At 70.1% G+C, this 25,300-nt stretch carries 18 protein-coding genes and 2 riboswitches; of the genes, 11 read left to right on the plus strand and 7 right to left on the minus strand.

The window, feature by feature from the left end; translation table 11 throughout:
- Positions 1-46: 46 nt before the first annotated feature.
- Positions 47-1,069, minus strand: a complete 1,023-nt coding sequence (locus ABZU74_RS24170; RefSeq protein ID WP_355427930.1) for a polysaccharide deacetylase family protein — start codon at positions 1,067-1,069, stop codon at positions 47-49.
- Positions 1,070-1,512: 443 nt separating this feature from the next.
- Here ABZU74_RS24170 and ABZU74_RS24175 point away from each other — a divergent pair, with 443 nt between their 5' ends.
- From ABZU74_RS24175 to ABZU74_RS24185, 3 genes are all read left to right on the plus strand, one after another.
- Positions 1,513-2,592 carry a glycoside hydrolase family 19 protein gene (locus ABZU74_RS24175; protein ID WP_355427933.1) on the plus strand — a complete coding sequence of 360 codons (1,080 nt, stop codon included), beginning with the start codon at positions 1,513-1,515 and terminating at the stop codon, positions 2,590-2,592.
- Between the two features lie 275 nt (positions 2,593-2,867).
- Entirely contained in the window at positions 2,868-8,483 is a 5,616-nt protein-coding gene (locus ABZU74_RS24180) for a GH92 family glycosyl hydrolase (protein ID WP_355427936.1), read from the plus strand.
- Between the two features lie 95 nt (positions 8,484-8,578).
- Complete coding sequence (locus tag ABZU74_RS24185; RefSeq protein ID WP_355427939.1) at positions 8,579-9,238, plus strand: phosphotransferase; 660 nt, start codon at positions 8,579-8,581, stop codon at positions 9,236-9,238.
- A gap of 73 nt (positions 9,239-9,311) precedes the next feature.
- Here ABZU74_RS24185 and ABZU74_RS24190 read toward each other — a convergent pair whose 3' ends face one another.
- Complete coding sequence (locus ABZU74_RS24190; RefSeq protein ID WP_355427942.1) at positions 9,312-9,944, minus strand: TetR family transcriptional regulator; 633 nt, start codon at positions 9,942-9,944, stop codon at positions 9,312-9,314.
- A gap of 183 nt (positions 9,945-10,127) precedes the next feature.
- Here ABZU74_RS24190 and ABZU74_RS24195 point away from each other — a divergent pair, with 183 nt between their 5' ends.
- Positions 10,128-11,630, plus strand: a complete 1,503-nt coding sequence (locus tag ABZU74_RS24195; RefSeq protein ID WP_355427945.1) for an MFS transporter — start codon at positions 10,128-10,130, stop codon at positions 11,628-11,630.
- A gap of 75 nt (positions 11,631-11,705) precedes the next feature.
- Here ABZU74_RS24195 and ABZU74_RS24200 read toward each other — a convergent pair whose 3' ends face one another.
- Genes ABZU74_RS24200 through ABZU74_RS24210 form a run of 3 tightly spaced genes read right to left on the minus strand, consistent with a single transcriptional unit; the run spans position 11,706 to position 13,263 of the window.
- Positions 11,706-12,302, minus strand: a complete 597-nt coding sequence (locus ABZU74_RS24200) for a histidine phosphatase family protein (protein ID WP_355427948.1) — start codon at positions 12,300-12,302, stop codon at positions 11,706-11,708.
- Complete coding sequence (locus ABZU74_RS24205) at positions 12,299-13,069, minus strand: CbtA family protein (RefSeq protein WP_355427951.1); 771 nt, start codon at positions 13,067-13,069, stop codon at positions 12,299-12,301. The genes ABZU74_RS24200 and ABZU74_RS24205 overlap by 4 nt, the downstream gene beginning before the upstream one ends.
- The gene (locus ABZU74_RS24210) at positions 13,060-13,263 is read right to left on the minus strand and encodes a CbtB domain-containing protein (protein ID WP_355427954.1); all 204 of its coding nucleotides are present in this window, start codon (positions 13,261-13,263) and stop codon (positions 13,060-13,062) included. Before ABZU74_RS24210 ends, ABZU74_RS24205 begins: the two co-directional genes overlap by 10 nt.
- Before the next feature lie 58 nt (positions 13,264-13,321).
- Positions 13,322-13,400, minus strand: a riboswitch (cobalamin riboswitch).
- 306 nt (positions 13,401-13,706) lie between these two features.
- On the opposite strand from ABZU74_RS24210, the gene ABZU74_RS24215 reads away from it, so the two are divergent.
- The 5 genes from ABZU74_RS24215 to ABZU74_RS24235 all read left to right on the plus strand — a co-directional run bounded on the left by ABZU74_RS24215 (position 13,707) and on the right by ABZU74_RS24235 (position 18,859).
- Entirely contained in the window at positions 13,707-14,585 is an 879-nt protein-coding gene (locus tag ABZU74_RS24215) for an amidohydrolase family protein (protein ID WP_355427957.1), read from the plus strand.
- Positions 14,586-14,906: 321 nt separating this feature from the next.
- A complete protein-coding gene (locus ABZU74_RS24220; protein ID WP_355427960.1) occupies positions 14,907-15,914 on the plus strand; it encodes an ABC transporter permease in 1,008 nt (335 codons plus the stop codon).
- A gap of 40 nt (positions 15,915-15,954) precedes the next feature.
- The gene (locus tag ABZU74_RS24225) at positions 15,955-17,007 is read left to right on the plus strand and encodes an ABC transporter substrate-binding protein (RefSeq protein ID WP_355427963.1); all 1,053 of its coding nucleotides are present in this window, start codon (positions 15,955-15,957) and stop codon (positions 17,005-17,007) included.
- Entirely contained in the window at positions 17,007-17,843 is an 837-nt protein-coding gene (locus tag ABZU74_RS24230) for an ATP-binding cassette domain-containing protein (protein WP_355427966.1), read from the plus strand. The genes ABZU74_RS24225 and ABZU74_RS24230 overlap by 1 nt, the downstream gene beginning before the upstream one ends.
- The gene (locus tag ABZU74_RS24235; protein WP_355427969.1) at positions 17,840-18,859 is read left to right on the plus strand and encodes an aldo/keto reductase; all 1,020 of its coding nucleotides are present in this window, start codon (positions 17,840-17,842) and stop codon (positions 18,857-18,859) included. Before ABZU74_RS24230 ends, ABZU74_RS24235 begins: the two co-directional genes overlap by 4 nt.
- A gap of 10 nt (positions 18,860-18,869) precedes the next feature.
- On the opposite strand, the gene ABZU74_RS24240 is transcribed toward ABZU74_RS24235, so the two are convergent.
- On the minus strand, positions 18,870-19,592 hold the full coding sequence (locus tag ABZU74_RS24240; RefSeq protein WP_355427972.1) for a FadR/GntR family transcriptional regulator: 723 nt from the start codon (positions 19,590-19,592) through the stop codon (positions 18,870-18,872).
- A gap of 7 nt (positions 19,593-19,599) precedes the next feature.
- Positions 19,600-20,997: an enolase C-terminal domain-like protein gene (locus ABZU74_RS24245; protein WP_355427975.1), complete on the minus strand. Its 1,398-nt coding sequence runs from the start codon at positions 20,995-20,997 to the stop codon at positions 19,600-19,602.
- Positions 20,998-21,430: 433 nt separating this feature from the next.
- Positions 21,431-21,648: riboswitch (cobalamin riboswitch) on the plus strand.
- 191 nt (positions 21,649-21,839) lie between these two features.
- Between ABZU74_RS24245 and ABZU74_RS24250 the strand changes: the two genes are divergently transcribed.
- Together ABZU74_RS24250 and ABZU74_RS24255 are read left to right on the plus strand one after the other, a co-directional pair.
- Positions 21,840-24,158, plus strand: coding sequence for a ribonucleoside-diphosphate reductase subunit alpha (locus ABZU74_RS24250; protein WP_355428144.1), 2,319 nt, complete (start codon positions 21,840-21,842; stop codon positions 24,156-24,158).
- 53 nt (positions 24,159-24,211) lie between these two features.
- Positions 24,212-25,207: a ribonucleotide-diphosphate reductase subunit beta gene (locus ABZU74_RS24255; protein ID WP_355428147.1), complete on the plus strand. Its 996-nt coding sequence runs from the start codon at positions 24,212-24,214 to the stop codon at positions 25,205-25,207.
- The last annotated feature ends 93 nt before the right edge of the window (positions 25,208-25,300 follow it).

The raw sequence follows: 25,300 nt of genomic DNA on the forward strand, positions 1-25,300 counted from the left end.
GTGGGTGCCGGGCGCACCCACCGCGCACGACTCAACCTGGGCGATGTCAACCCGAGGTGCAGGAACGGATCTGCGGGCGGGCGCTGCTGTTGCCGTTGGTCATCGTGGTGAAGCCGAAGGTGTTGCCGCTGCCGTTGGACCGCATGGTCATGACGGTGCCGCTGCTGTCCCAGGTGGCGGTGCCGTTCCAGATGGTGGAGACCCGCTGTGGCGAGGTGATGGCCACGACCACCGTCCACGTGCTGGTGCCGCTGACCGTCACCGACGTGTTGTACCGGTCGCCCCAGACGTTGGTGGTGGTGGCGGTCGCGGTGCAGCTGCCGCCGGCGGGCGGCGGGGTGGTGGTGGGCGGCGGGGTCGTGCCGTCGGGCGCGACCGCGCGGCCGGTGGACGGCGAGATCATGCCGGGGCAGAGGTTGCGGCTGGTCAGGTTGGCCATGATCTGGGGGATCGCGTCGCGGGTGTTCTGGATCCCGTCGTGCATCAGGATGACCTGACCGGCTTGGAGTCGGCTCGCGTTGGCCACGATCTGGCTGACGCTGGCGCCGTTCCAGTCCTGGGAGTCCACGTCCCAGATCACCTGGCGCATGCCCAGTGACGAGGCGACGGACTGCAACGTGGAGTTGGTCTCGCCGTAGGGCGGTCGGAACAGCACCGGCCGGCTGCCGGTCGCCGACTGGATCGCCGAGCTGGTCTGGGACAGGTCCGACTGCATCTGGGCCTGGCTCATCGAGGTCATGTGGGCGTGGTTCCAGCTGTGGTTGCCGACCCACATGCCGGCGGCCACCTGGGCCTGCGCGGCTGACTGGTTGTTCTGGACGTTCTGGCCGACGTTGAACATGGTGGCGCGTACGCCGTTGCTGCGCAGCACGTTCAGCAGTTCGCTGGTGCTGCCGGTCGGACCGTCGTCGAAGGTGAGGCCGACGTAGCCGTTGCAGGTGGCGGCGTTCGACGGGGTCGAGGTGGCCGCGAGGACGACGCCGCACATGGCGACGGCGGTGGCGAGGACGGCGAGCGCCGCGCGCAACCGCCTCGACCACAGGGCCGTGCGGGGGAAGAGCCTGCTCATCTGGTGCCCCTTCGTGCGGGCCCGGACGTGCCCAGGGTTGCGGGCGGCACAGTCCGGACGGGTGTGGATGAGTGGGTAGGTGGAGCCGAGACCGCGACGAAGCCGATCGCATTGACCTCAATGGATCGGAGTATTGCAGCGAGAATTCCAACGCGTCAACAAGTTCCGGAACATTCTCGGAACAACACAGGGCTCCGTTCGGCGGTTGGCCAGGCGCGCCGTGGCCGGAACGGCGCGTCCAGGGCGTTCGATCATGTTGATCGATGCGCGAGCACTCGACATGATCCGGAAAGCCGCCGGAATTATCGACACCCCGTCGCCGAGCCGCCGTCGCGCTGGCCGGACGGGAATAGTAAAGGTTGTGAACAGAAGATGTTACAGTCACTCCGGTCGATATCCGGCTCGGGTTTCGGCCAGTGAGGTCCCAGGAGGGGAGTGATCACATGACGAGACTGCGCGCGCTGGTCGCGCTGGCGGCACTGGTCGTCGCCGGCGGGCTGGCGGCTGTCATTCCGGCCACGGCCGCGTCCGCGGCGGCCTGCTCAGCATCGTGGCAGGCCTCGGCCGTCTACTGGGGAGACGCCCAGGTCTCCCACAACGGCCGCAACTACCGGGCGAAGTGGTGGACCCAGAACGAGGCGCCGCCGGGCACGACCGGCGTCTGGGAGGACCTCGGCGCGTGCGGCGGGGGCACCACGCCGCCCACCGGCGGGACCTGCTCCTACCCGAACTGGACCGCCGGGACCTGGTACGCCACCGGGGCGATCGTGCGGTACACCAACGGTCTCTACTACATCGCCGAGCACGACAATCCCGGGTACGACCCGATCGTCAGCACCTGGTACTGGGAGCCCTACACCTGTGGCGGCCAGCCCCCCACCACCCCGCCGCCCACCAACCCGGGCGGCTTCGTGGTCACCGAGGCCCAGTTCAACCAGATGTTCCCGGGTCGCAACTCGTTCTACACGTACTCCGGACTCGTCGCCGCGCTCAGCGCCTACCCAGCGTTCGCGCGTAGCGGCAGCGACACCGTCCAGCGCCAGGAGGCCGCCGCCTTCCTGGCGAACGTCTACCACGAGACCGGCGGGCTCGTGCACATCGTCGAGCAGAACACCGCCAACTACCCGCACTACTGCGACCCCGGCCAGCCGTACGGCTGCCCCGCCGGGCAGGCCGCCTACTACGGGCGGGGGCCGATCCAGCTCAGTTGGAACTTCAACTACAACGCCGCCGGTAACGCCCTCAACCTGCCACTGCTGACCAACCCGTGGCTGGTGCAGACGGACGCCGCGGTGGCCTGGAAGACCGGTATCTGGTACTGGATGACGCAGAACGGGCCGGGCACCATGACCGCCCACAATGCGATGGTCAACGGGGCCGGGTTCGGTGAGACGATCCGCAGCATCAACGGCTCGATCGAGTGCAACGGCGGAAACCCCGCCCAGGTGCAGAGTCGCGTCACCAGGTACCAGCAGTTCGTCGGCATCCTCGGCGTGTCCGCCGGAGCCAACCTCTACTGCTGATCCGTGGCCGGGCCTCGGCATTCGTCACCGGACGGAGTCGAGGCCCGGCACATCGGCCGCCGGGCCCGGTGGGGGCGGTGGCCGTTTCGGAGCGATCAACCCGTTGACACGGCCGTGCTGCGCCCGGAACTATCAGCGGCAGTCCACCCGTCCCGATCCTCGTTGCTCACGACCTCTCATGACAACGATGTCAGGGCCCTGACCCGCCACCCGCTCCACTCTGCCCAGACGTTCGACGTACTCGACCCGGTTCGAGTCGAAAGGCTCCGTCCCTCATGTCGCATACCCCCCTTGCGCGTCCCCTCTCTCCCCGCCTGATCGCGGCGACGACAGCCGCCCTGCTACCGCTGGGCCTGCTCGTCGCCGCGCCCCTGGCGAACGCCGCCCCCAGCCCGGCGACGCCCGGCAACTTCACCTCCTCGTTCGAGTCCGCCGACCCGCAGCCCGCCACCAGCACCGTGGAGGTCGGCCCGAACGGCAAGCCGGTCCAGGGCAACCTCAGCGGTAAGGTCGCCACCCTGCCCGGCAGCCTGCTCGGCCAGGTCAGCGCCGTGACCGCGAGCGACGAGAACACGCCGCGAGAGATCGCCGCGAACCTCACTGACGACGACCCGTCGACAAAGTGGCTCGTGTTCGCGTCCACCGGCTGGGTGACCTACCATCTCGCCAAGCCGGCGACGGTGCTGCGCTACTCGCTGACCGCGGCCAACGACGCACCGAACCGGGATCCCAAGGACTTCATCGTCCAGGGGTCGAACGACGGCAGCACCTGGACCGACCTGGACAAGCGCGCCGGCGAGAAGTTCAGCGGGCGCTTCGCCACCAGGACGTACAGCTTCACCAACCCGAACGCCTACGCGTTCTACCGGCTCAACGTCACAGCGAACTCCGGCGACTCGCTCCTGCAACTCGCCGACTGGAACATCAGCGACGGCTCGGACGTCCGCCCACCAGCCACCCCCATGGTCAGCGCGGCGACCGCCGGCCCGAACGGCGGCTACACCACGAAGCCGGACGTCGGGTTCACCGGACTGGCCGCGCTGCGCTACTCCGGCGGCGCCGAGGGCAACGGCCGGGCGTACGCGACGAACAAGCTCTTCGACGTCGCCATACCGGTCGGACCGAAGACCCGGCTGTCGTACAAGATCTTCCCCGAGTTCACCAACGGGGACGGCCGGTACCCGTCCACCTACACCGCCGTCGACCTGCACTTCACCGACGGCAGCTACCTGAGTGGCCGCTCGCCCGCCGACCAGCACGGCTACCCGCTCACGGGCACCGGTCAGGGCGCCTCGAAGGTGCTCTTCGCCGACCAGTGGAACCTGGTGCAGGCCGACCTCGGCACCGTCGCGCGCGGCAAGACGATCGACCGCATCCTGCTCGCGTACGACAATCCGCAGGCCACCGCGGAGACCCGGTTCCAGGGTTGGCTCGACGACATCGAGCTGACGGCCGAGCCGGCGTCGATCGACGGCTCGAAGCTGACCAACTACGTCGACACCCGACGGGGCACCAACTCGACGGGCGGCTTCTCGCGCGGCAACAACCTGCCGATCACCGCCGTGCCGAACGGGTTCAACTTCTTCACCCCGGTGACCGACGCGACGTCCGACTCCTGGGAGTACGAGTACCACCGGGTCAACAACGAGGCCAACCTGCCGATGCTGCAGGGCCTCGCGATCTCCCACGAGCCCAGCCCCTGGATGGGTGACCGCAACCAGATGTCCGTCATGCCGGTCGTCGGTGGCGGGCCGCTCACCGGCCAGCCGGCCAGCCGGGCCGTCGCCTTCCGCCACGACGACGAGACGGCGCAGCCGGACCTCTACCGGGTCACGCTCCAGAACGGCCTGATCGCGGAGATGTCGCCCACCGACCACGCCGGGATCATGCGGTTCACCTTCCCCACCGGGCAGCCGACCGGAAGCCTGGTCTTCCACAACGGCACGTTCACCATCGGTACGGACGGCACGTTCACCGGGTGGGTCGACAACGGAAGCGGCCTGTCGGCAGGTCGGAGCCGGATGTTCGTCGCCGGTGCCTTCGGCCGGGCGCCGACGGCGTCCGCCGCGACCTCGGCCACCTTCGACATCTCCGCGTCGCGGGAGGTGACGATGCGTCTCGCGACGTCGTTCCTCTCCGTCGACCAGGCGCGCCGCAACCTCGACCTGGAGGTCACCGGTAAGAGCTTCGACCAGATCCACGCCGACGCCACGGCCGCGTGGAAGGACCGGCTCGGCCGGGTCGAGCTGCGCGGCGCCACCGAGGCGCAGCTAATCAGCATGTACTCGAACCTGTACCGGCTGAACCTCTACCCGAACTCGCAGTCGGAGAACACCGGCACCGCCGCCGCGCCGCGCTGGCAGTACGCGAGCCCGGTCTCGGCGCCGACCGGCGCGTCGACCCCCACCCGGACCGGCGCGAAGGTCGTCGACGGGCAGATCTACGTCAACAACGGCTTCTGGGACACCTACCGCACCGTGTGGCCCGCCTACGCGTTGCTGTACCCGGACGTCGCCGCCAAGATCTCCGACGGGTTCGTCCAGCACTACCGCGACGGCGGCTGGATCGCCCGCTGGTCGTCCCCGGGCTACGCCGACCTGATGACCGGCACCAGCGCGAACGTGGCGCTGGCCCAGGCGTACCTCACCGGGGTGAAGCTGCCCGACCCGCTCGCGGCGTACGACGCGGCCGTCAAGGACGCGACAGTCGCGTCCGGGCGCAGCGCGGTGGGGCGCAAGGGCATCGAGAGCTCCCTGTTCCTCGGGTACACGCCGACGTCGACGGGGGAGTCGGTGTCCTGGGCGCTGGAGGGCTACATCAACGACTACGGCATCGGCAACATGGGTGCGGCGCTCGCCAAGGACCCGGCCACGCCGAAGTCGGAGCGCGCCCGGCTCATTGAAGAGTCGCGGTACTTCCTGGAGCGGGCCCGCAACTACGTCCACCTCTTCGACCCGAAGACGAAGCTCTTCCAGGGCCGCGACGCCGCCGGCAACTTCCTCGCCGGTGACCCGCTGGACTGGGGTGGCGTCTACACCGAGACCAACGGGTGGAACTTCGCGTTCACCGCCCAGCAGGACGGCCAGGGCCTGGCCAACCTGTACGGCGGGCAGAAGGCGCTGCGGGACAAGCTCGACGCGTTCTTCACCACCCCGGAGAACGCCGACCGCCCCGGTGGATACGGCGGTGTCATCCACGAGATGCTCGAGGCGCGCGCGGTGCGGATGGGCCAGCTCGGCATGAGCAACCAGCCGTCGCACCACATCCCGTACATGTACAACTTCGCCGGGGCGCCCGCCAAGACCCAGGAGACGGTACGGGAGATCCTGCGCCGCCTCTACGTCGGCAGTGAGATCGGCCAGGGCTACCTGGGCGACGAGGACAACGGCGAGATGTCGTCCTGGTACATCCTCAGCTCGCTGGGCATCTACCCGTTGCAGGCCGGGTCGTCCGAGTGGGCGATCGGCTCGCCGCAGTTCACCAGGATGACGGTGCACCGCAGCAGCGGCGACATCGTCGTCAACGCGCCGAACAACAGCGCGACGAACGTGTACGTGCAGGACGTGAAGGTCAACGGCAAGAAGCAGCGCGGCGTGTCACTGGACGTGGCGACGCTCGCCAAGGGCGGCACCATCGACTTCCAGATGGGCCCCCGGCCGTCGTCGTGGGGCAGCGGCAAGAACGACGCCCCGCCGTCGCTGACCAAGGGTGACCAGGCGCCGAAGCCGTTGCAGGACGTCACCGGCCCCGGTCTCGGCACCGCTACCGCGACCGGCGGTCAGGACGCGGCGAAGCTGTTCGACGACTCGTCGACCACGCAGCTGACCTTCACCTCGGCGACCCCGCAGATCACCTGGGCCTTCCGCGGTGGCAAGCAGAAGCCGAAGTACTACACCGTCACGTCCGGGGCGGGTGCGGGCGATCCGGCGGACTGGCGCCTGCAGGGCTCCAACGACGGCCTTACCTGGACCACTGTGGACTCGCGCACCGGCCAGGTGTTCCCGTGGCGCAACCAGACCCGGCCGTACTCGATCGACAAGCCGGGACGGTTCCAGCAGTTCCGCCTCGCCGTCACGAAGACCGTCGGCGCCGCCCAGACACACCTCGCCGAGGTCGAGCTGCTCGCCGGGGGTGACCTCGACCTCGGGGGCGGCGACATCGCGGTCACCGCCGCGGACGGCGTGCACGCCACCACCGGCGTAGCCGTCTCGGTGCCGCTGGCCACCGTCACCGGCGGCGACGCCAGCGGCTACCAGGCCACCGTCGACTGGGGTGACGGCACGCCGGTCACCGCGGGCACCGTGACGTTGAGCTCGCGGGCCGTCTACCGCATCGGTGGATCGCACACCTACGCCACGCCCGGCTACCACCAGGCGAACGTCACGGTGACCGACGGCGAAAGCCAGAGCTCCGCGACGGTCGGCGTCGAGGTGGCGTACGCCCCGGCCTCCGGCCTCACCGCCGCGTTCGACACTGTCTGCGTCGGCGACGAAGGGGTCCTGGCGGCGGACTGCGACGCCAAGTCGTGGGCTTACTCGCGGGCCGCCCTGGCGGCGGGTGGCGCCATTCAGGGCCAGGCGCAGCAGGTTCCCGGGACCGGGCTGCGGTTCACCCTGCCGGTGATCCCGGCCGGGCAGCCGGACAACGCCACAGGTAACGGGGCGACTGTCGTCCTCGACCTTCCGCAGGACGCGAAGAGCATCTCGTTCATCGGCGCCGGAACGCAGGGCAACCAGAGCACCACCGGTACGGCGACGTTCAGTGACGGCAGCACGGCCAGCATCCCGATCCAGATGAGCGACTGGACGCTGGGCGGCAACGCCAACGGCACCCCGTCCTACGGCAACATCATCGTGGCCCGGACGGCGTACCGGTTGCAGGGCACCAGCCGCGACGGCGCGCAGCCGTTCCTGTTCGCCACCGCGCCGTACCAGATCCCGGCGGGTAAGACGCTGGTGTCGGTGACACTGCCGACGCAGACCGGCGACCCTCGCTCGGCGGGCCGGATCCACGTGTTCGCCGTGGCCAACGACGGCACGCCCGCTCCGGCGCTGGCGACCGTCGCCCCGAAGGACCAGACGGCCACCGCCGGGCAGGCCCTCGCGGCGAACCTGGGCACTGTGACCGGCGGCGTTCCCGGTACGACGGGCTACCGGGCCCGGGTCCAGTGGGGTGACGGCACGGTTCCGGACGACGTGACGATCGGTGCGTCGGGCGCGATGAGCGGCCAGCACACCTATCCGCGGGAGGGCAGCTACACGGTGCGCGTCACCGCGTGGGACAGCCTGTCCAGCAGCACCGGGTCCTTCACGGTGACCGTGGCCCGGGGCGGGTCGCAGCCGGCGATCGCGGTGTCCGCGTCCGGCACCGTCAGCACCGGTGGCGCGATCACCGTCAACGGCAGCGGCTTCGCCGCCGGCGAGCAGGTGACGTTCAGCGTCGGCACCGACCCGGGCCGGACCATGAAGGTCGCGGCCTCCGCGACGGGAACGGTTCGCGCCTCGGTGCCGACCTCCGGCGAGGCGCAACCCGGCCGGTACGCCGTCACCGCGACGGGCGCGTCCTCGCGTACGCCGGCCACGGCCACCGTCCAGGTGACCGAGAAGCCGGAGGCGCGGACCTACGAGCCGCGGGTGGCGCTGCTGACCACCTCGGGGCCGCGCGGTACGTCGATCGTGCTCGACGGTTCCGGGTTCGCTCCGAACGAGGCGGTCACGATCACGTTCGGGACCGGCCTCGCGGTCAGCACCGTGCGCGCGAACGCTGACGGCGTCATCTCCGGCGCGACGGTCAGCGTTCCGGGTGCGGCGAAGGCGGGCGCGACCAGCGTCACGGTGAACGGCGCCACGTCGGCGACGAAGGTGTCCCGACCGTTCACCGTCACCGGCTAGCACCGCGCCGGGGACAGCGCAGCCGCGTGGGGCGGGCCGTGATCACGGCCCGCCCCACGCGTTTGTCGCGCAACCCGCTGTTAGCGTCGTCTGCCATGGCCGATCACGCGCTGCTCGCCTCGGGGCGCGACGCAGATGTCTACGTGCTCGACGAGTCGCGGGTGCTGCGCCGCTACCGCCAGGGCGGGGACAGCGCGCCGGAGGCGGCGTTGATGGCGTACGTCGGGGCCGCCGGCTACCCGGTGCCCGTGGTGTACGACGCCGAAGGGCCCGACCTGGTGCTCGAACGGCTCGACGGCGAGACTCTCCTGGCGTCGATGCTCGCTGGACGCACCGCCGTCGGCGCGGCCGCCGACCTGCTCGTGGACCTGCACGACCGCCTGCACACCCTGCCGGCCCGGGTCGGCGCCGACCCGGCGGACCGGGTCCTGCACCTCGACCTGCACCCACAAAACGTCATGGTGACCTCGCGCGGGCCGGTGGTGATCGATTGGCGCAATGCGGCCGAGGGGCCGGCCGACCTGGACGTGGCCATGACCGCTCTCATCCTCGCCGAGGTGGCGGTCAGCCCGGACGCGCAGCTCGCCGGTCCTGCCCGGGAGGGCCTTGACGCCTTTCAGCGACGCGCGGAGCTGCCCCGGGCCAGCCAGCTACGGCGTGCGGTGGGCCGGCGTCGGATCGACCCCGCGCTCTCCGCCGTCGAGAAGTCCGCCCTGGGTCGCGCCGCCGCACTGGTCCACACCCGCGCGGGCTGACCCGGCCGTGGCGCCCTGGCGATGGTGGGCGACGCGCTGAACGGGCCGTCCCGGGTCGCGCTTCCGGTCGGGCTCAGCGAGGTGGCAGCAGCGCGTCGACCAGGTCGCGCAGCGGCCCGACCAGGTCCTGTTGGGTGGCGGAACTCAGCGGTTCCAGCTGGATGGACGATCGCAGCACAGCGACTCCGATGCCGGCGGCGAGGACCATCTGGGCGCGGAGCAGGAGCTGTTCGCTGCCCGGTTCGCCGGGACGCCACCCGCGAGCCGCCGCCAGTTGTTCGCTGGAACGAATCAGCACGCCGCGCCGGATCTCGTCGGCCCCCGCGTCCCCGGATGATCGCAACAGCAGTGAGAGCTGGCTCGACAAACCCGCCGCGCCGAGGTCGGCGATGTGCCCGGCGATGGCCTCGGGCACCCGGTCGGCCGGCGTCTGACCTGTCGTTCGGCGCAGTTCGTCGCCTGCGGCGCGCAGGCACGCCTCGAACAGGCCCTCCTTCGACGTGAAGTAGCGGCTGATGAGCGCCACGTTGACGCCCGCGTCGTCGGCGATGTCCCGGACGGTGGTGGCCGCGTAGCCGTCCCGGGCGAAGCGCTGACGAGCGGCGTTGAGCAGGAGTTGGCGGGTCTCGGTCGCGTCCCGACGGCGACGCTGGACCGGCTCGCCTGTGGTGTTGCCGGTCGCGGGGACAGGCGGTTCTGCTGTCACGACGCGTCCTTCCTTCGCTCTGCGGCGGTCATCGGCCTCGGCGTCAAGTAAACATATGTTGACTTTCTGTCGGAGGCAAGTTTCAGCGCAACCGGGGACGTGACGTAAACGACTGTTGACATGGCTCCCCGGCTGCGCATACTGGCTAAGTCAGCAAACGTTTACATCTAGTTCGGGGATCTCATGACCCACACCATCGAGGAGTCGACCCACCTCGGCTCCACGTCCGGCGCCGCCCCGCGCGCCAACAGCACCCTCCTGGTGCTGTACCTGTCGCTGGGCGGCCTTGCGTTCGCGGTGCTGCAGTCGCTGGTGGCGCCCGCGCTGTCGACCATCGGAAGGGACCTGGGCGTCTCGACCGGAGACATCAGCTGGGTGCTCACGGCGTACCTGTTGGCCGCCTCGGTGCTGACGCCCATCCTCGGACGTCTCGGTGACATGGTCGGCAAGCGACGTGTCCTCATCGGCGTCCTCGCGGCCCTCGCCGCGGGCACCCTGCTCGCCGCCCTGGCTCCCAACCTGACCGTGCTGATCGTGGCGCGGGCGCTGCAGGGAGCCGCCGGAGCGATCCTGCCGCTGTCGATCGGCATCGTCCGCGACCAACTGCCCCGGGAGAAGGTCGGCGTCACCGTCGGCCTGCTGTCGGCGATCTTCGGGGTCGGCGCCGGTGTCGGCATCGTCGCCGCGGGCCCGATCGTGGAGCACCTGTCCTGGCACTGGCTGTTCTGGCTGCCGCTTGTCCTCGTCGCCGTCGCGCTGCTCGGAGCCATCTTCGGCATGCCCGAGTCGCGGGTCCGCACGCCCGGGCGACTCGACATGCTCGGCGCGGCCATCCTGTCGGTGTCGCTGGTCTCCCTGCTGCTGGCCGTGAGCAAGGGGCAGGGCTGGGGCTGGGTCGAACCGAAGACCATCGGCCTGTTCGTCCTCGGCGTGGTCGCGATGATCGTGTTCGTCCGGGTCGAGCTTCGGGTACGCGAGCCGCTCATCGACATGCGCCTGATGCGGATCCGTGGTGTCTGGGCCACCGACCTCGTCGCCCTGATCCTCGGTTTCGCGATGTTCGGGACGTTCGTGCTGGTACCGACCCTGCTTCAACTTCCCGCCGCCACCGGGTACGGGTTCGGCAAGACGGTGTCCCAGGCGGGCCTGTTCCTGCTGCCCACCGTCCTGATGATGGTGATCTTCGGTCCCCTCGCCGGTCTGCTGGATCGGCGTTTCGGTCCCAAGGTCCCGATGTTCCTCGGCACTGTCGCGGTCGTCGTCGCATTCGCGCTACCGGCGCTCGCGCACGGCGCGACCTGGCAGGTGCTGCTCTCCGGGGTGCTCACCGGCGCCGGCATCGGCCTGGCGTTCGCGGCGATGTCCAACGCCATCATCGAGAGCGTCCCGGCCGGACAGACCGGCGAGGCGAGCGGTGTCAACACCATCGCTCGCACCATCGGCAGCAGCATCGGCGCGGCCGTCGTGGCCGCAGTCATCACGTCGAACAGCACCCCGCAGGGGCTGCCCACCGACGCGGCGTTCACCGCCGGCTTCTGGGTGTGCGCGGGCGTCGCGGTCCTGGCCGTCCTCGCGGCACTCGCCCTGCCCCCGGCGCGTCGCCGCCACGAACAGGCGGTCGCCGCAGGTGTCGACGACCTTCCGCCCGAGCCGGTCGAGCTGCACCTGCCGCACCGGCACCACTGAGAAGGCGGCCGATCGACCGACCCGCGCGGGCCGTGTCCACTGCTGGTGGGCACGGCCCGCGTCGTCGACGTCAGCTCACCCTGCTCGCCACGCGCCCAGTCGGAGCTGCCAGCGTGTGCCCTGACTGGTGAGCCGGACGATCGCCAACGGCTCCACGTCCAACTGCCGGTAGGTCGCCGTCGGCAGACCCAGGGCGTGCACGACCGCGACCCGGATCACCAGCGGGTGGGTGACCGCTATGACGCGTCGACCGGCGCCGCGCTGCTCGTCCAGCCAGCCACCGACCCGATCCCGCACCGCCGTGACGGACTCACCGCCGTGCGGCGCGGAGTCCGGTGTGGACAGCCAGTCCCGCAGCGCCTGCGGGTGCGTGCCGCCGATCTCGGCCAGCGACAGTCCGGACCAGTCGCCGTAGTCACAGTCGGCCAACGCCGTCTCGATCGTCGGCAGCAGGCCGAAGGCGTCGGCGGTCTGCCGGGCCGCCGCCGCAGGGCTGGACACGCACGTGTCGTTCACGCCGAGGTGCCCACGCCGGTCCGGATCCGCGTGGGCCCGGGCGAGGGCGGCACGCAGGCCACCCTCGTCCAGGCCCTCGTCGGTCCCGCCGAAGCAGGCCCGGCGCAGAGCTGCGGTGTGACCGTGGGCGACCAGCCGGAGGCTGGTGCCGGTCACGTGCTCGGCAGCGCGGCGGCGGCCCGGCGACGCCGCTCGTGGTGCATCAGGGCCGCGAAGAGCAGGCCGATGCCGGTCCAGAGCACCACCTGGGTGCCGAGCGAGGCCAGTCGGAAGTTCCACAGCAGGGTGGCGGGGAAATCCGCCGGAACCTCCTGGAAGGATGGCATCACCACGTACGACACTGCCGTGACCAGCAGGAATCCGCCGACGGCCGCGGCGGCGCGCAGCCACGGCGGCGCCTGGGCGCCGACCGACCGGTAGCCCAGCGAACCGGCCCACACGGCCACCAGCCCGAGCACCACCATCAACAGGTAGGTGACGGTCCGTTGGTTGATGGTGGCCGGGTCGCCGACCGCCGGCGGGTTCGCCGGGTACTTGAGGAACGGCACGATCACCGCGCCGAGCAGCGCCGCGCCGGCCAGCAGCAGGCCCGACCGCCCGTCGTCGTCGCCACGCCGCCGACGGGACAGCAGGACGTACGCCGTGGCCAGCAGACCACCCATCGCCGCCCCGAACAGGCCGGTGGCCAGGAACAGACCGCCGCGCTGACCCGTCCGGCCGACCACTGCGTCCTCGTGATCGTGCGCACCAGCGGCGGGCTCGGCGTGCGTCGCCGCCTCCTCGATGGCGATGGCCGCCTCGACGTGTGGTTCGCCGACGACGTACGCGAACGCCCCGGCGAGCAGGCCGGCGATCAGGCCGGCGAGCAGCCCGCGGACGAGGACGGCGACGAACGGGGGAGCGGTGGTGGTGTTCAGTGGCACGGGACGCCCAGCAGGTGCCGGCCGTCGTGCATCAGCTCGTGCAGGTACGTCCCACTGCGCGACACCGCCCCCTGGTCGAAGGCGACGAGGTACGCCAGCAGGGTGAGCACTGCAACTGTCGCCAGAGCCGTCCACAGCAGACGAGCACTGCCAGCGGGGTGCACCACCGGCTGGCTGGAAGCGGAGCTAGACATGAATACACGAACCTCCCCAGGGATGACGCGTCCCCATCGCAAGGCTGCGGACGACCGAGCGTCCTGGCTCGCGGCCCCCCCGTTGGTGGGGGAACCGCTCACAGTGGCGCGACCGCGCCGGATTCACACCGGCTTCCCTCGCGTCGCCGCAGATAGTGGGTCGACGGTATCGGTGCCGACTCAGGCGGTCAACCCGGACCCGTGCCTCCGAACGCCGGCCCCACCGGGTCGGTGAATGAGCCGGACCGGCCTCAGGCTGCAGGGCAGATTCGTCAGACCAAAAGGTGATACTGCGGCAAGCCGTTCCGCCACTCATGAACCGTCTGTTACCGCTAACATGGTCAACCTGCCAGATCGGCTCTGTGGCCCCGGGTCGACCCGGGGGGTTCGATCAGTGGCAGGGCGGGGTGTGGGATGGACGAATACACGCCAGGACGGGTCCGGTGACGACGGGCGAGGTCGCGCGACGACCGGGCATCGTCGACGCGCATCATCACCTCTGGGTCCGGGCGCGGCACCCACAGCCCTGGATCGATCCGGACACCATGGCCGCGATCGACGACGACTTCACGCCGGTCGAGCTCGCCCCGGCGGCCCGCGCCGCCGGTGTCACCCGGACCGTTGTCGTGCAGTCCGTCGCCGTCCGGTCCGAGACGCCCGAACTGCTCGGCATCGCGGCCGACGACCCACTCGTCGCCGGGGTCGTCGGCTGGGTCGACCTCACCGCCGCCGATGTCGGTCGCCGCCTCGAGCGACTACGGAAGGCGCGGGGTGGCGAACGGTTGGTCGGGATCCGCCACCTGGTCCAGTCCGAGCCCGACCCGACCTATCTCGACCGCACCGAGGTGCGGCGGGGCATCGACGCTGTCGGTGCCGCTGGCCTCGCCTTCGACCTTTTGGTGCGTCCTCGTCAGTTGCCCGCGGCCACCCGGCTCGTCCGTGACCTGCCCCAGGTGCGGTTCGTCCTCGACCACCTCGGCAAGCCCCCGCTCGGGCGCGCCGATCTCGGTGACTGGCGCCGCGAACTGCGGGCGCTCGCTGCCGAGCCCAACATGACGGCGAAACTCTCCGGCCTGGTGACCGAGGTGGACGGTGGGTCCTGGACGGCGGCCGACCTGCGGCCCGCTGTCGAGCACGCCCTCGACGTGTTCGGGCCGGATCGGCTGATGTTCGGCTCGGACTGGCCGGTCTGCCTGCTCGCCACCTCGTACACCCGCTGGGTCTCGGTCCTCGGTGACCTGCTGGATCCGCTGTCCGAGGACGAGCGGGCCGCGATCTGGCGCCGGACCGCCGGCCGGGTGTATCGGCTGGCCCCGTCCTGACGTGACAGCGGGTTCCGAGCTGGGGACATAGCATGTTATCGATAACATGCTTGCGACGGCAGCCGATGCCGGTTTGGTCGGACGTATGCCTTCGGTGGTGCAGGTAACGATGGCAAAACATGCGCGAAAGACCTTGGCAACATACGTGAATGCGTGGCAAGGTAACGCCTGATCGTGGGAAACATCAGACCTATCTCCGAGGGCTGCGTGGGTGTCTAACCGCCCTGCCATCCGAGCGGGATTGGTCGCTCACAGGCGTTCGGCTCGTCGGCGGGTCCCCGTCGGACGTCGGCGCCGCGCTTGGGGAGGTCAGGTCCGACGATGAGTAGCGCCGAGGCAACCGCCGGCACGCAGCCCGGCGAACTCAGCGACTGGTTCCGGGAACGGATCTCCCATGCCGTCTCCGAGTTCACCGCCGCCACCGCGTTGGTCGTCCTGTTCATCGCCCTGACCTTCGCGAGTCCCTACTTCCTGACAGCCGACAACCTCTTCAACATCGGGGCCCAGACGGCGGTGATCGCCATCATCGCCACGGCCCAGACGATGGTCATCATCACGAAGGGCATCGACCTGTCCGTGGGGTCGGTGGCCGCACTCGCCGGCGTGTTGGGCGCGATGGTCGTGCGCGACCTCGGCTTCTCGGTCTGGGCGGCGACGGCGGTCGCGATCGGCGTCGGCGCGCTGGCCGGGCTGTTGAACGGGCTGCTGGTGACGGTGGCCCGGATTCCGCCGTTCATCGCGACGCTGGGGACGATGTCGGTGGGCCGCGGCCTGGTCTTCATCATCACCGGAGCGGTCGGCGTCTACGGCCTGCCCCGATCCTTCCAACTGCTCGGCAACGGGCAGATCCTCGGCATTCCGTTCGCCGTGGTGATCACCGTCCTGGTCGCCGTCGGGGTCGCGTTCCTGCTCTCCCAGACCCGCTTCGGTCAGTACACCTACGCGATGGGCTCCAATCTGGAGGCCGCCCGCCGCTCCGGCATCCGGGTGGGGCGGCACCTGACCGGGGTGTACGTACTGGCCGGCGTGCTGGTCGGGTTGGGCGGCATGATCGCCGCGTCCCGGGTCAACTCCGGCCAGCCCAACTACGGCATCTCGCTGGAGCTCGACGTCATCGCCGCCGCGGTCATCGGCGGTGCCAGCCTGTTCGGCGGGCAGGGCCGGATCGTCGGGACCATCATCGGCGCGTTCCTCATCGCCCTGGTCCGCAACGGCGCCGTCCTGCTCGACATCAGCATCCACTACCAGCAGGTGATCGTCGGCGTGATCATCTGGGCCGCCGTCTACTTCGACCAGTACCGCCGCCGGCGGCTGGAATCACGGGGTTGACATGCCATTTCGAGAGTCCGAACGAGGAAGGACACACACCATGGCACACACCACCACCAGCCGGCGGCCGCGAGGACGACTCGTGCGCGCGCAGGCGATCCTGGCCGCGGCCGCGGCGACCGCTCTGCTCAGCGCCTGCGGCGGGGTCGAGGTCCGTGACGGCGGCGACGGCGCGACCAAGGACGCGAGCGGCCCGTTGAAGCTCGCCGTCGTGCCCAAGGCGGTCGGGGCCGACTACTGGAACACGGTCAAGGCGGGCGCGGAGTGCGCCGCCCAGCGCGCCGGGGACGTCACCGTCCAGTGGGACGGGGTGACCACCGAGACCGACGTCGAGGGCCAGGTCAACCTGATTCAGAACTTCGTCACCAAGAAGGTCGACGGCATCGTCTACGCCGCGACCGACTCCAGCGCGCTCGCACCGGCGACCGACAAGGCGCTCGGCGCCAACATCCCGGTCGCCATGATCGACTCTGGCACCAGCCCGCAGCCGTCGACGGTGCCCCTCTTCGCCACCGACAACCGTGCCTCGGCAACCGAGGCGGCGAAGCTGCTCGCCACCGAACTCGGCCCCGGCAACCACGAGGTGGCGCTCGTCGAGTTCCAGCCCGGATCGCAGACCAACACCGAGCGGGTCGACGGCTTCAAGGCCGGCCTCGCCCAGTACCCCAACCTGAAGCTGGTCGGGCAGCAGCCGAGCCGCAGTGACGTCAACGAGGCCCGCCGGGTCACCGAGAACATCCTCACCGCCAACCCCAAACTCGCCGGCGTCTTCGCGGCCAACGAACCGAGCGTGCTCGGCGCGGCGCAGGCCATCCAGGCGGCCGGCAAGTCCGGCAAGGTGGTCATCATCGGCTGGGACGCGGCCCCGGACGAGATCGCCGGGGTGCGCAACGGTCAGATCTCGGCGCTGGTCGTGCAGAACCCGTTCAAGATGGGCTACTTCGGCGTCGACAAGATGGTCAAGCACCTCCGGGACAAGGCTCCGCTGGCATCGGCCGACACCGGCGTCACGTTCGTCACCAAGGAGAACATCGACTCGGCGGAGATCAGGGCGGTGCTCGAGCCCAGCTGCGCCAACCCGCCGGTGCAGTGATGGGGGGCATTCCCACGGCCACCGCCGACAGCGACCAGCGACCCACCGACGCGGAACCGCCGGTCCTCGAAGCCCGCGGCATCGTCAAGCGGTTCGGGCACGTCGAGGCGTTGCGTGGTGCGGATTTCACCGTCCGCCGGGGTGAGGTCGTCGCGCTGATCGGCGACAACGGCGCCGGCAAGAGCACCCTGATCAAGACTCTGTCGGGTGTGCACCCGCCGGACGAGGGCGAGATCCGGGTCGACGGCCGTCCGGTCCAGTTTTCCACTCCTGTCGATGCCCGACGGGCGGGGGTGGAGACCGTCTACCAGGACCTCGCTGTCGCCGACGACCTCAGCGTGGCCGCCAACCTCTATCTCGGCCGGGAGATCCTGCGGTCCGGGCCGCTCGGCCGGCTCGGGCTGTTGGACAAGCGCGCCATGCGCAGCGGCGCCGCCGCCGCCCTCGATGAGCTGGGCGTACGGATCCCCCGGGTCACCACCCCGATCGCGATGCTCTCCGGTGGGCAGCGGCAGTGCGTCGCGGTGGCCCGTGCCATCATCTGGGCGACGAACGTGGTGATCCTCGATGAGCCCACCGCTGCGCTGGGCGTGGTCCAGACCGGGCGGGTGCTCGACGTCGTGCGGCGTGCCCGCGACGCCGGCATGTCGGTGGTGCTGGTGAGCCACAACATGCCGCAGGTGCTCGAGATCGCCGACCGGGTCGAGGTGCTGCGCCTCGGTCGGCGTGCGGCCCAACTCCGCGCCGACGAGGTCACCACCGACGACCTGGTCGCGGCGATGACCGGCAGCAGCAGCGTGACCGGCAGCAGCAGCGCGGATCGGGACGAGCGGTGACGTCGGTCGCCCAGCGGGGCGCGCCCGATCCCGCCCGTTGGGCGACCACGAACGCGGTCCGGTCGCCGCTGCGGCTGAGCCCACTGGGCTTCGGTGCCTCGCAGGGCGGCAATCTCTATCGGGCGACGTCCGACGAGCAGTTCGCCGCCGCCGTGGACACCGCATGGGCAGGTGGCATCCGATACTTCGACACGGCGCCGCATTACGGGCTGGGCCTGTCCGAACGGCGGCTGGGTGCGGCGCTACGCTCCCGCCCGCGCGGCGAGTACGTGGTGTCGACGAAGGTTGGTCGGCTGCTCGTGCCGTCGCCGGAGACGGCACACCTGCGGGATCCGGAGGGGTTCGACGTTCCCGCCGACCATCGCCGGGTCTGGGACTTCAGCCGCGACGGCGTGCGCCGTTCGTTGGAGGCGAGCCTTCGGCGCACCGGCCTGGACCGGATCGACGTGGTGTATCTGCATGACCCGGACGAGCACTGGGAGCAGGCCGCGCACGAGGCGATCCCGGCGTTGGTGGAGCTGCGGGAGCAGGGCGTGATCGGCGCCGTCGGTGCGGGGATGAACCAGTCCGCGATGCTGGCGCGCTTCGTGGCGGAGACCGACGTGGACGTGGTGATGTGCGCCGGCCGGTACACCCTGCTGGAACAGGGCGCGTTGACCGACCTGCTGCCGGTCGCGCAGGCCCGCCGCGTCGGCGTGGTGGTCGCCGGGGTCTACAACTCGGGGCTGCTGGCCCGGGACGTGCCGGCGACCGACGCCGTCTACGACTACCGGCAGGCGCCGGCAGAGGTGATCGACCAGGCCCGCCGGATAGCGCGGGTCTGTCAGACGTACGGGGTCACGCTGCCGCAGGCGGCGTTGGCGTTCGTCAGTCGTCACCCGGCCGTGGTCTCGACGGTGGTCGGCATGCGGGACGAGGCCCAGGTGACCGAGACCCTGCGCCGATCCGACGTCGACGTCCCGGATCAGCTCTGGGCGGCGTTGTACGACGAGGGGCTGCTCGACGTGCAGTCGTAAGGGCCGGCGGTCACGGCCGGACCGTCTCGATGCTCGGGTCAGTGTCGTCGGGTAACCCCTGCAACGACTCCTCCACGCCGATCAGGTGGTTGGCCATCCGGGTTCGCGCCCGCTCCGGGTCGCGTGCCACGAGGGCCTTCAGGATCGCCACGTGCTCGTCATGGGTCCGCAGGTCCGCGCCCTCCTCGTGCAGACTGCGCCACAGCCGGCCGCGGATGGTGCGCCCGGCGAAGGCTTCGATCAGGCCGACGAGCACCGGATTCTCGGCGTGCACGGCGATGATCCGGTGGAAGGCGATGTCGATCTCCATGATCCGCTCGTGGTCCTGCGGTGACTGGCCGACCATCCGGGCCGCCTCCTCGAGCAGGTCTCCCGCCTGGGCCAGCGCCTCGTCGGTGATCCTGGTCGCCGCCAGCCGGGCGGCCTCGCACTCCAGCAGTCGCCGGACGGTGTGGATGTGCCGCGGGTCGCCCTGACCCTGGAAGTCCACAACGAAACCCATCGGGGCCAGCAGTTGTGGGGCGTCGAGGTTGGTGACGTAGGTGCCGTCGCCCTGGCGGATGTTGACGATGCCGAGGATCGACAGCGCCGACATCCCCTCGCGCAGCGAGCCCCGCGAGACGCCGAGCGACTCGGCGAGGTCCTTCTCGATGGGCAACCGGTCCCCGGGCCTGAACTGCCCTTCGAGGATCATCCGCTTGATGCCGTTGACCACTTCGTCAGTGCGAGACATGACTCCCCTAGCGGCCGGCGGGGGTGGCCTTCCCACCCGCGATCACGTACGCCGCCTCCGGAGATGACACGGTAGTCGGGTCTGTCGCCGCCCAGTAGTGGCCGTCGGGAAACCTGTAGAGCGCGACCGACTCGGTACGCATCCGGGTGGAGTAGCCGGGCTGGCTGGGCAGGACGTATCCGCTGCCGGAACCGGTGTCCCGGATGATGCACGGGTCGGTGAAGTGCTCGTGCAGGTGGTCGACGAACTCGGTGACCCGGTCGGTGAGATCCCCCGAGATCGCGACGTAGTCGAGCACCGACACGTGTTGGACCATCTCGCAGAGCCCCACACCGCCGGCGTGTGGGCACACCGGGACGTCGAACTTCGCGGCGAGCAGCAGCACGGCGACGATCTCGTTGATGCTGGCCAACCTGCCGGTGTCCAGCTGGCAGAAGTCGATGGCCTCGGCTTGGAACAGCTGCTTGAACATCACCCGGTTGTGGCAGTGCTCGCCGGTGGCGACGCCGATCGGAGCGACGGCACGGCGGACGGCCGCGTGGCCCAGGATGTCGTCGGGGCTGGTCGGCTCCTCGATCCACAGGGGCTTGAACTGGGCGAGGGCGGTGACCCACTCGATGGCCTGGTCGACGTCCCACACCTGGTTGGCGTCGATCATCAGGTTGCGATCCGGCCCGAGGATCTCCCGCGCGATCGCGCACCGGCGGATGTCGTCGTCGAGGTTGGCGCCCACCTTGAGCTTGACGTACCCGTAGCCGGTGTCCACCGCCTCCTGGCACAGCCGGCGCAGCTTGTCGTCGCCGTAGCCGAGCCAACCCGCCGAGGTGGTGTAGGCGGGGTAGCCGGTCCGGTCGAGCTCGGCGAGGCGGGCGGCCTTCGTGCCCTCCTTGGCCCGCAGGATGGCCAGCGCCTCGTCGCGGGTCAGCGCGTCGGACAGGTAGCGCAGGTCCGCGATGTCGACGAGTTGCTCGGGGGACATGTCGACGAGCAGCCTCCACAGCGGCTTGTCGGCGAGCCGGGCGACCAGGTCCCACGACGCGTTCAACACGGCGGCGAGGGACAGGTGGACGACGCCCTTCTCCGGGCCGAGCCACCGCAGCTGCGAGTCGGAGGTGAGGAGGCGGTAGACCGCGCCCATGTCCGCTGCCATCGTCGCCACGTCCAGGCCCACGAGACGCTGCGCCTGGTGGACCGCCGCCGCCGCGACGATGTCGTTGCCGCGACCGATGGTGAAGGTCAGACCGTGCCCCGCGAGCGGCGCACCCACGCCGTCGACGCCGTCGGTGTGCAGGACGACGTAGGCCGCCGAATAGTCGCCGTCCTTGTTCATGGCGTCTGAGCCGTCAGCGGTCAGGGAGGTGGGGAAGCGGACGTCTTCGACGGTGACGGCAGTGATCTGCGGCATGCGCTCCTCGCCCGGCTAGGCTAAAGATCAGATGATCACTGGGAGTATACGGAGGACTTCTCCGGCGCGTCAACGATGTCGATCACCGCAGACCCGCAGACATATGATGTTTGGTTGGTCGGAACGATCCGCCTTGCTGCCCGCCGTGCCGGTGGGTGGCTGAGAGTGGTGAGGGGAACGGGCCCCGGAGATTGGATGTTCACCCTCCCTTCAAGGCATTGACGGCGGCACATGGGCGTGGCGCACGGCACCCGATGCCCCGATACATCAAATCTTTGTCGATTGTCGACACCCGCATCGAAGGGCAGCGGCTCCGCTGCCTGCCGCCGGTCGGCGTGGCGCGGTCGGCCAGGTTGGTGACGGTGCTCACCGGGCGGCCGCCGACACGCCCGAGACCGACATGTGGGGTGTGACAACGGCTGCGTCCCTATATATGGTGTCGAACGCAGCTGGTTCGCCGCTCATCCGGGGCGGTCGAGGCAACAGGGAACCCGGTGGAAATCCGGGACTGTCCCGCAGCGGTGAGTGGGAACGACCGCCGTCATCAGCACTGGGCCACCACATCGGCCTGGGAAGCGACGGCCAGTAGGAGACCGGCGAATCCGGTCGTGCCCGCGAGTCCGAAGACCTGCCAGCGCGCCGCGTACCCGCACCGGGTGGGCGGCGGTCCGAGGCCGCGTGGGACGGCCGACGCCACCTGACCCACGCCGGGCTGGCGTGGCGTCCGTCGGTGTCTGTCTCCCCGCGTCCGGGGCCACCAGGTCTTCAACTCCGAGGAGCGAGTGGTGACAGTCACCGAGGTAGTTCCGGCCAGCGGCGACGCGACAGTGCGGCGCACGCCGATGCAGGTCCGCAAACGCGACGGCGGCACCGAACCCGTCGACGTGAACAAGATCGTCCGGGCGGTCGAGCGGTGGGCCGACGACCTGACCGACGTCGACCCGATGCGGGTGGCCACCCGCACCATCAGCGGCCTCTACGACGGCGCGACCACTGCCGAACTGGACCGGCTGTCCATCCAGACCGCCGCCGAGATGATCGGTGAGGAGCCGCAGTACTCGCGTCTCGCCGCGCGGCTGCTGGCCGGCTACGTCGACAAGGAGGTGCGTCGACAGGGCATCACCTCGTTCAGCGCGGCGATCCGGGTCGGCCACGCCGAGGGCCTGATCGGTGACGACACCGCCGCGTTCGTCGCCGCACACGCCGCGACCCTCGACCACGCCATCGACCCGAACGGCGACCGCCGGTTCGAGTACTTCGGCCTGCGCACCGTCTACGACCGCTACCTGCTGCGCCATCCCACCAGCCGACTGGTGGTGGAGACCCCGCAGTACTGGCTGCTGCGGGTGGCCTGCGGCCTGTCCCGCACGGCGGACGAGGCGGTCGACTTCTACCGGCTGATGTCCAGCCTGGCCTACCTGCCCAGCTCACCGACCTTGTTCAACTCTGGGACCCGGCACACCCAGATGTCCTCCTGCTATCTGGTCGACTCGCCGCGCGACGAGCTGGACTCGATCTACCAGCGGTACGCCCAGGTCGCCAACCTGTCCAAGTTCGCCGGTGGTATCGGCATCGCGTACTCCCGGGTCCGCTCCCGCGGCGCGCTGATCCGGGGCACGAACGGGCAGTCCAACGGGATCGTGCCGTGGCTGCGCACTCTCGACGCGAGCGTCGCCGCCGTCAACCAGGGTGGCCGGCGCAAGGGCGCGGCCTGCGTCTACCTGGAGCCGTGGCACCCGGACATCGAGGAGTTCCTGCAACTGCGGGACAACACCGGCGAGGACGCGCGGCGCACCCACAACCTCAACCTGGCCAACTGGATCCCGGACGAGTTCATGCGCCGGGTCGAGGCCGACGAGCCGTGGTCGCTGTTCGACCCGCACGAGGTGCCCGAGCTGCCCGACCTGTGGGGGGAGCGGTTCGACACCGCGTACCGGCAGGCCGAGGCGCAGGGCCGCTACGTGCGGCAGGTCCCGGCACGGGAGCTGTACGGGAAGATGATGCGGACCCTCGCCCAGACCGGCAACGGCTGGATGACCTTCAAGGACGCCGCGAACCGGCTCTGCAACCAGACTGCCGAGCCGGGCAACGTGGTGCACCTGTCCAACCTGTGCACGGAGATCATCGAGGTGTCCAGCGACACCGAGACCGCCGTGTGCAACCTCGGCTCGGTGAATCTCGCCGCACACCTCAGCGACGGCGGCATCGACTGGGAGCGGCTGCGCGCCACGGTGCGGACCGCGGTGACCTTCCTCGACCGGGTGATCGACATCAACTACTACCCGACCGCGCAGGCGGCGGCGAGCAACCCCCGCTGGCGGCCCGTCGGGCTCGGGCTGATGGGCCTGCAGGACGTCTTCTTCGCGCTGCGGCTGCCGTTCGACTCGCCGGCCGCGCGGGAGCTGTCCACCCGGATCAGCGAGGAGCTGTACCTGACCGCGCTGGAGACCTCCGCCGACCTGGCGCGCGACTTCGGCGCGCATCCGGCGTACCCGCAGACCCGGGCCGCGCGGGGCCAGCTCCAACCCGACCTGTGGGGCGTCGAGGGTACGCAGGCCGCGCGGTGGGACGCGCTGCGCGAGCGGGTCGAGGCGTACGGGCTGCGCAACTCGCTGCTGGTGGCGGTCGCGCCGACGGCGACCATCGCCTCGATCGCCGGGTGCTACGAGTGCATCGAGCCGCAGGTGTCCAACCTGTTCAAGCGCGAGACCCTGTCGGGGGAGTTCCTCCAGGTCAACACCGCGCTGGTCCGCGAGCTGAAGGCCCGTGGCCTGTGGACCGAGCGGATCCGGTCGGCGATCAAGCGGGCGGAGGGGTCGGTGCAGGACATCACCGAGCTGCCGGCCGGCGTACGGGAGTTGTTCCGCACCGCCTGGGAGCTGCCGCAGCGGGCGCTGATCGACCTGGCCGCCGCCCGCGCCCCGTTCATCGACCAGTCCCAGTCGCTGAACCTGTTCCTGGCCGCACCGACAATCGGCAAGCTCTCCTCGATGTACCTGTACGCCTGGAAGGCCGGGCTGAAGACCACCTACTACCTGCGCTCGCGCCCCGCCACGCGGATCCAGCAGGCCACCGTCAGCGCTGTCGCACCCGTCGCTGTCGACGCGGAGGCGCTGGCCTGCTCGCTGGAGAACCCCGAGTCGTGCGAGGCCTGCCAGTGACCGCCGCCGACATCGCCACCGATCTCAGCACCGCCGACACGAGGACCACGCACATGCTGCTCGACCCCGGGATGGACCTCACCCTCCGCCCGATGCGCTACCCGCACTTCTTCGACAGGTTCCGCGACGCCATCCGCAACACCTGGACGGTGGAGGAGGTCGACCTGCACGCCGACCTCGCCGACCTGGACAAGCTGTCGCCGGCCGAACGGCACCTGGTCAGCCGCCTGGTCGCGTTCTTCGCCACCGGGGACACCATCGTCGCCAACAACCTGGTGCTCAACCTCTACCAGCACGTCAACAGCCCCGAGGGTCGCCTCTACCTGTCCCGGCAGCTGTTCGAGGAGGCCGTGCACGTCCAGTTCTATCTCAACCTGCTCGACACGTACGTGCCCGACGAGACCGAGCGCTTCGAGGCCTTCGCCGCCATCGAGAACATCCCCTCGATCCGTCGCAAGGCCGAGTTCTGCTTCCGCTGGATCGACTCCCTCAACGACCTGCGGGAGCTGCGATCCCGTGAGGACCGGCGGACGTTCCTGCTCAACCTGATCTGCTTCGCCGCCTGCATCGAGGGATTGTTCTTCTACGGCGCGTTCGCGTACGTCTATTTCCTGCGCTCCCGCGGCCTGCTGCACGGCCTCGCCTCCGGCACCAACTGGGTGTTCCGCGACGAGTCGATGCACATGGCGTTCGCGTTCGACGTCGTCGACACCGTCCGCGCCGAGGAACCGGACCTGTTCGACGACGACCTCGCCGACCAGGTCCGCCGGATGCTCATCGAGGCGGTCGAGTGTGAGGTGCAGTTCGCCGAGGACCTGGTGGGCCACGGCGTGCCCGGTCTGACGTTGGCCGACATGCGGGAGTACCTCCAGCACGTCGCCGACCGCCGCCTCGCCCAGCTCGGCATCGCGCCTCACTACGGGTCGAGCAACCCGTTCGGCTTCATGGAGTTGCAGGACGTGCAGGAGCTGTCCAACTTCTTCGAGCGGCGGGTGTCGGCGTACCAGGTCGGGGTGACCGGCACGGTCGCCTTCGACGACGACTTCTAGCCCTGGGCCCACGACGCGTTGCCCATGATCAGGTGATGAGAAGTGGCTCAAGGCCGACTCCGACAGCTACTTCTCATCACCTGATCGAGAGGG

This window comes from Micromonospora sp. NPDC005171 (genome assembly GCF_040608575.1).
Lineage (GTDB): Bacteria > Actinomycetota > Actinomycetes > Mycobacteriales > Micromonosporaceae > Micromonospora.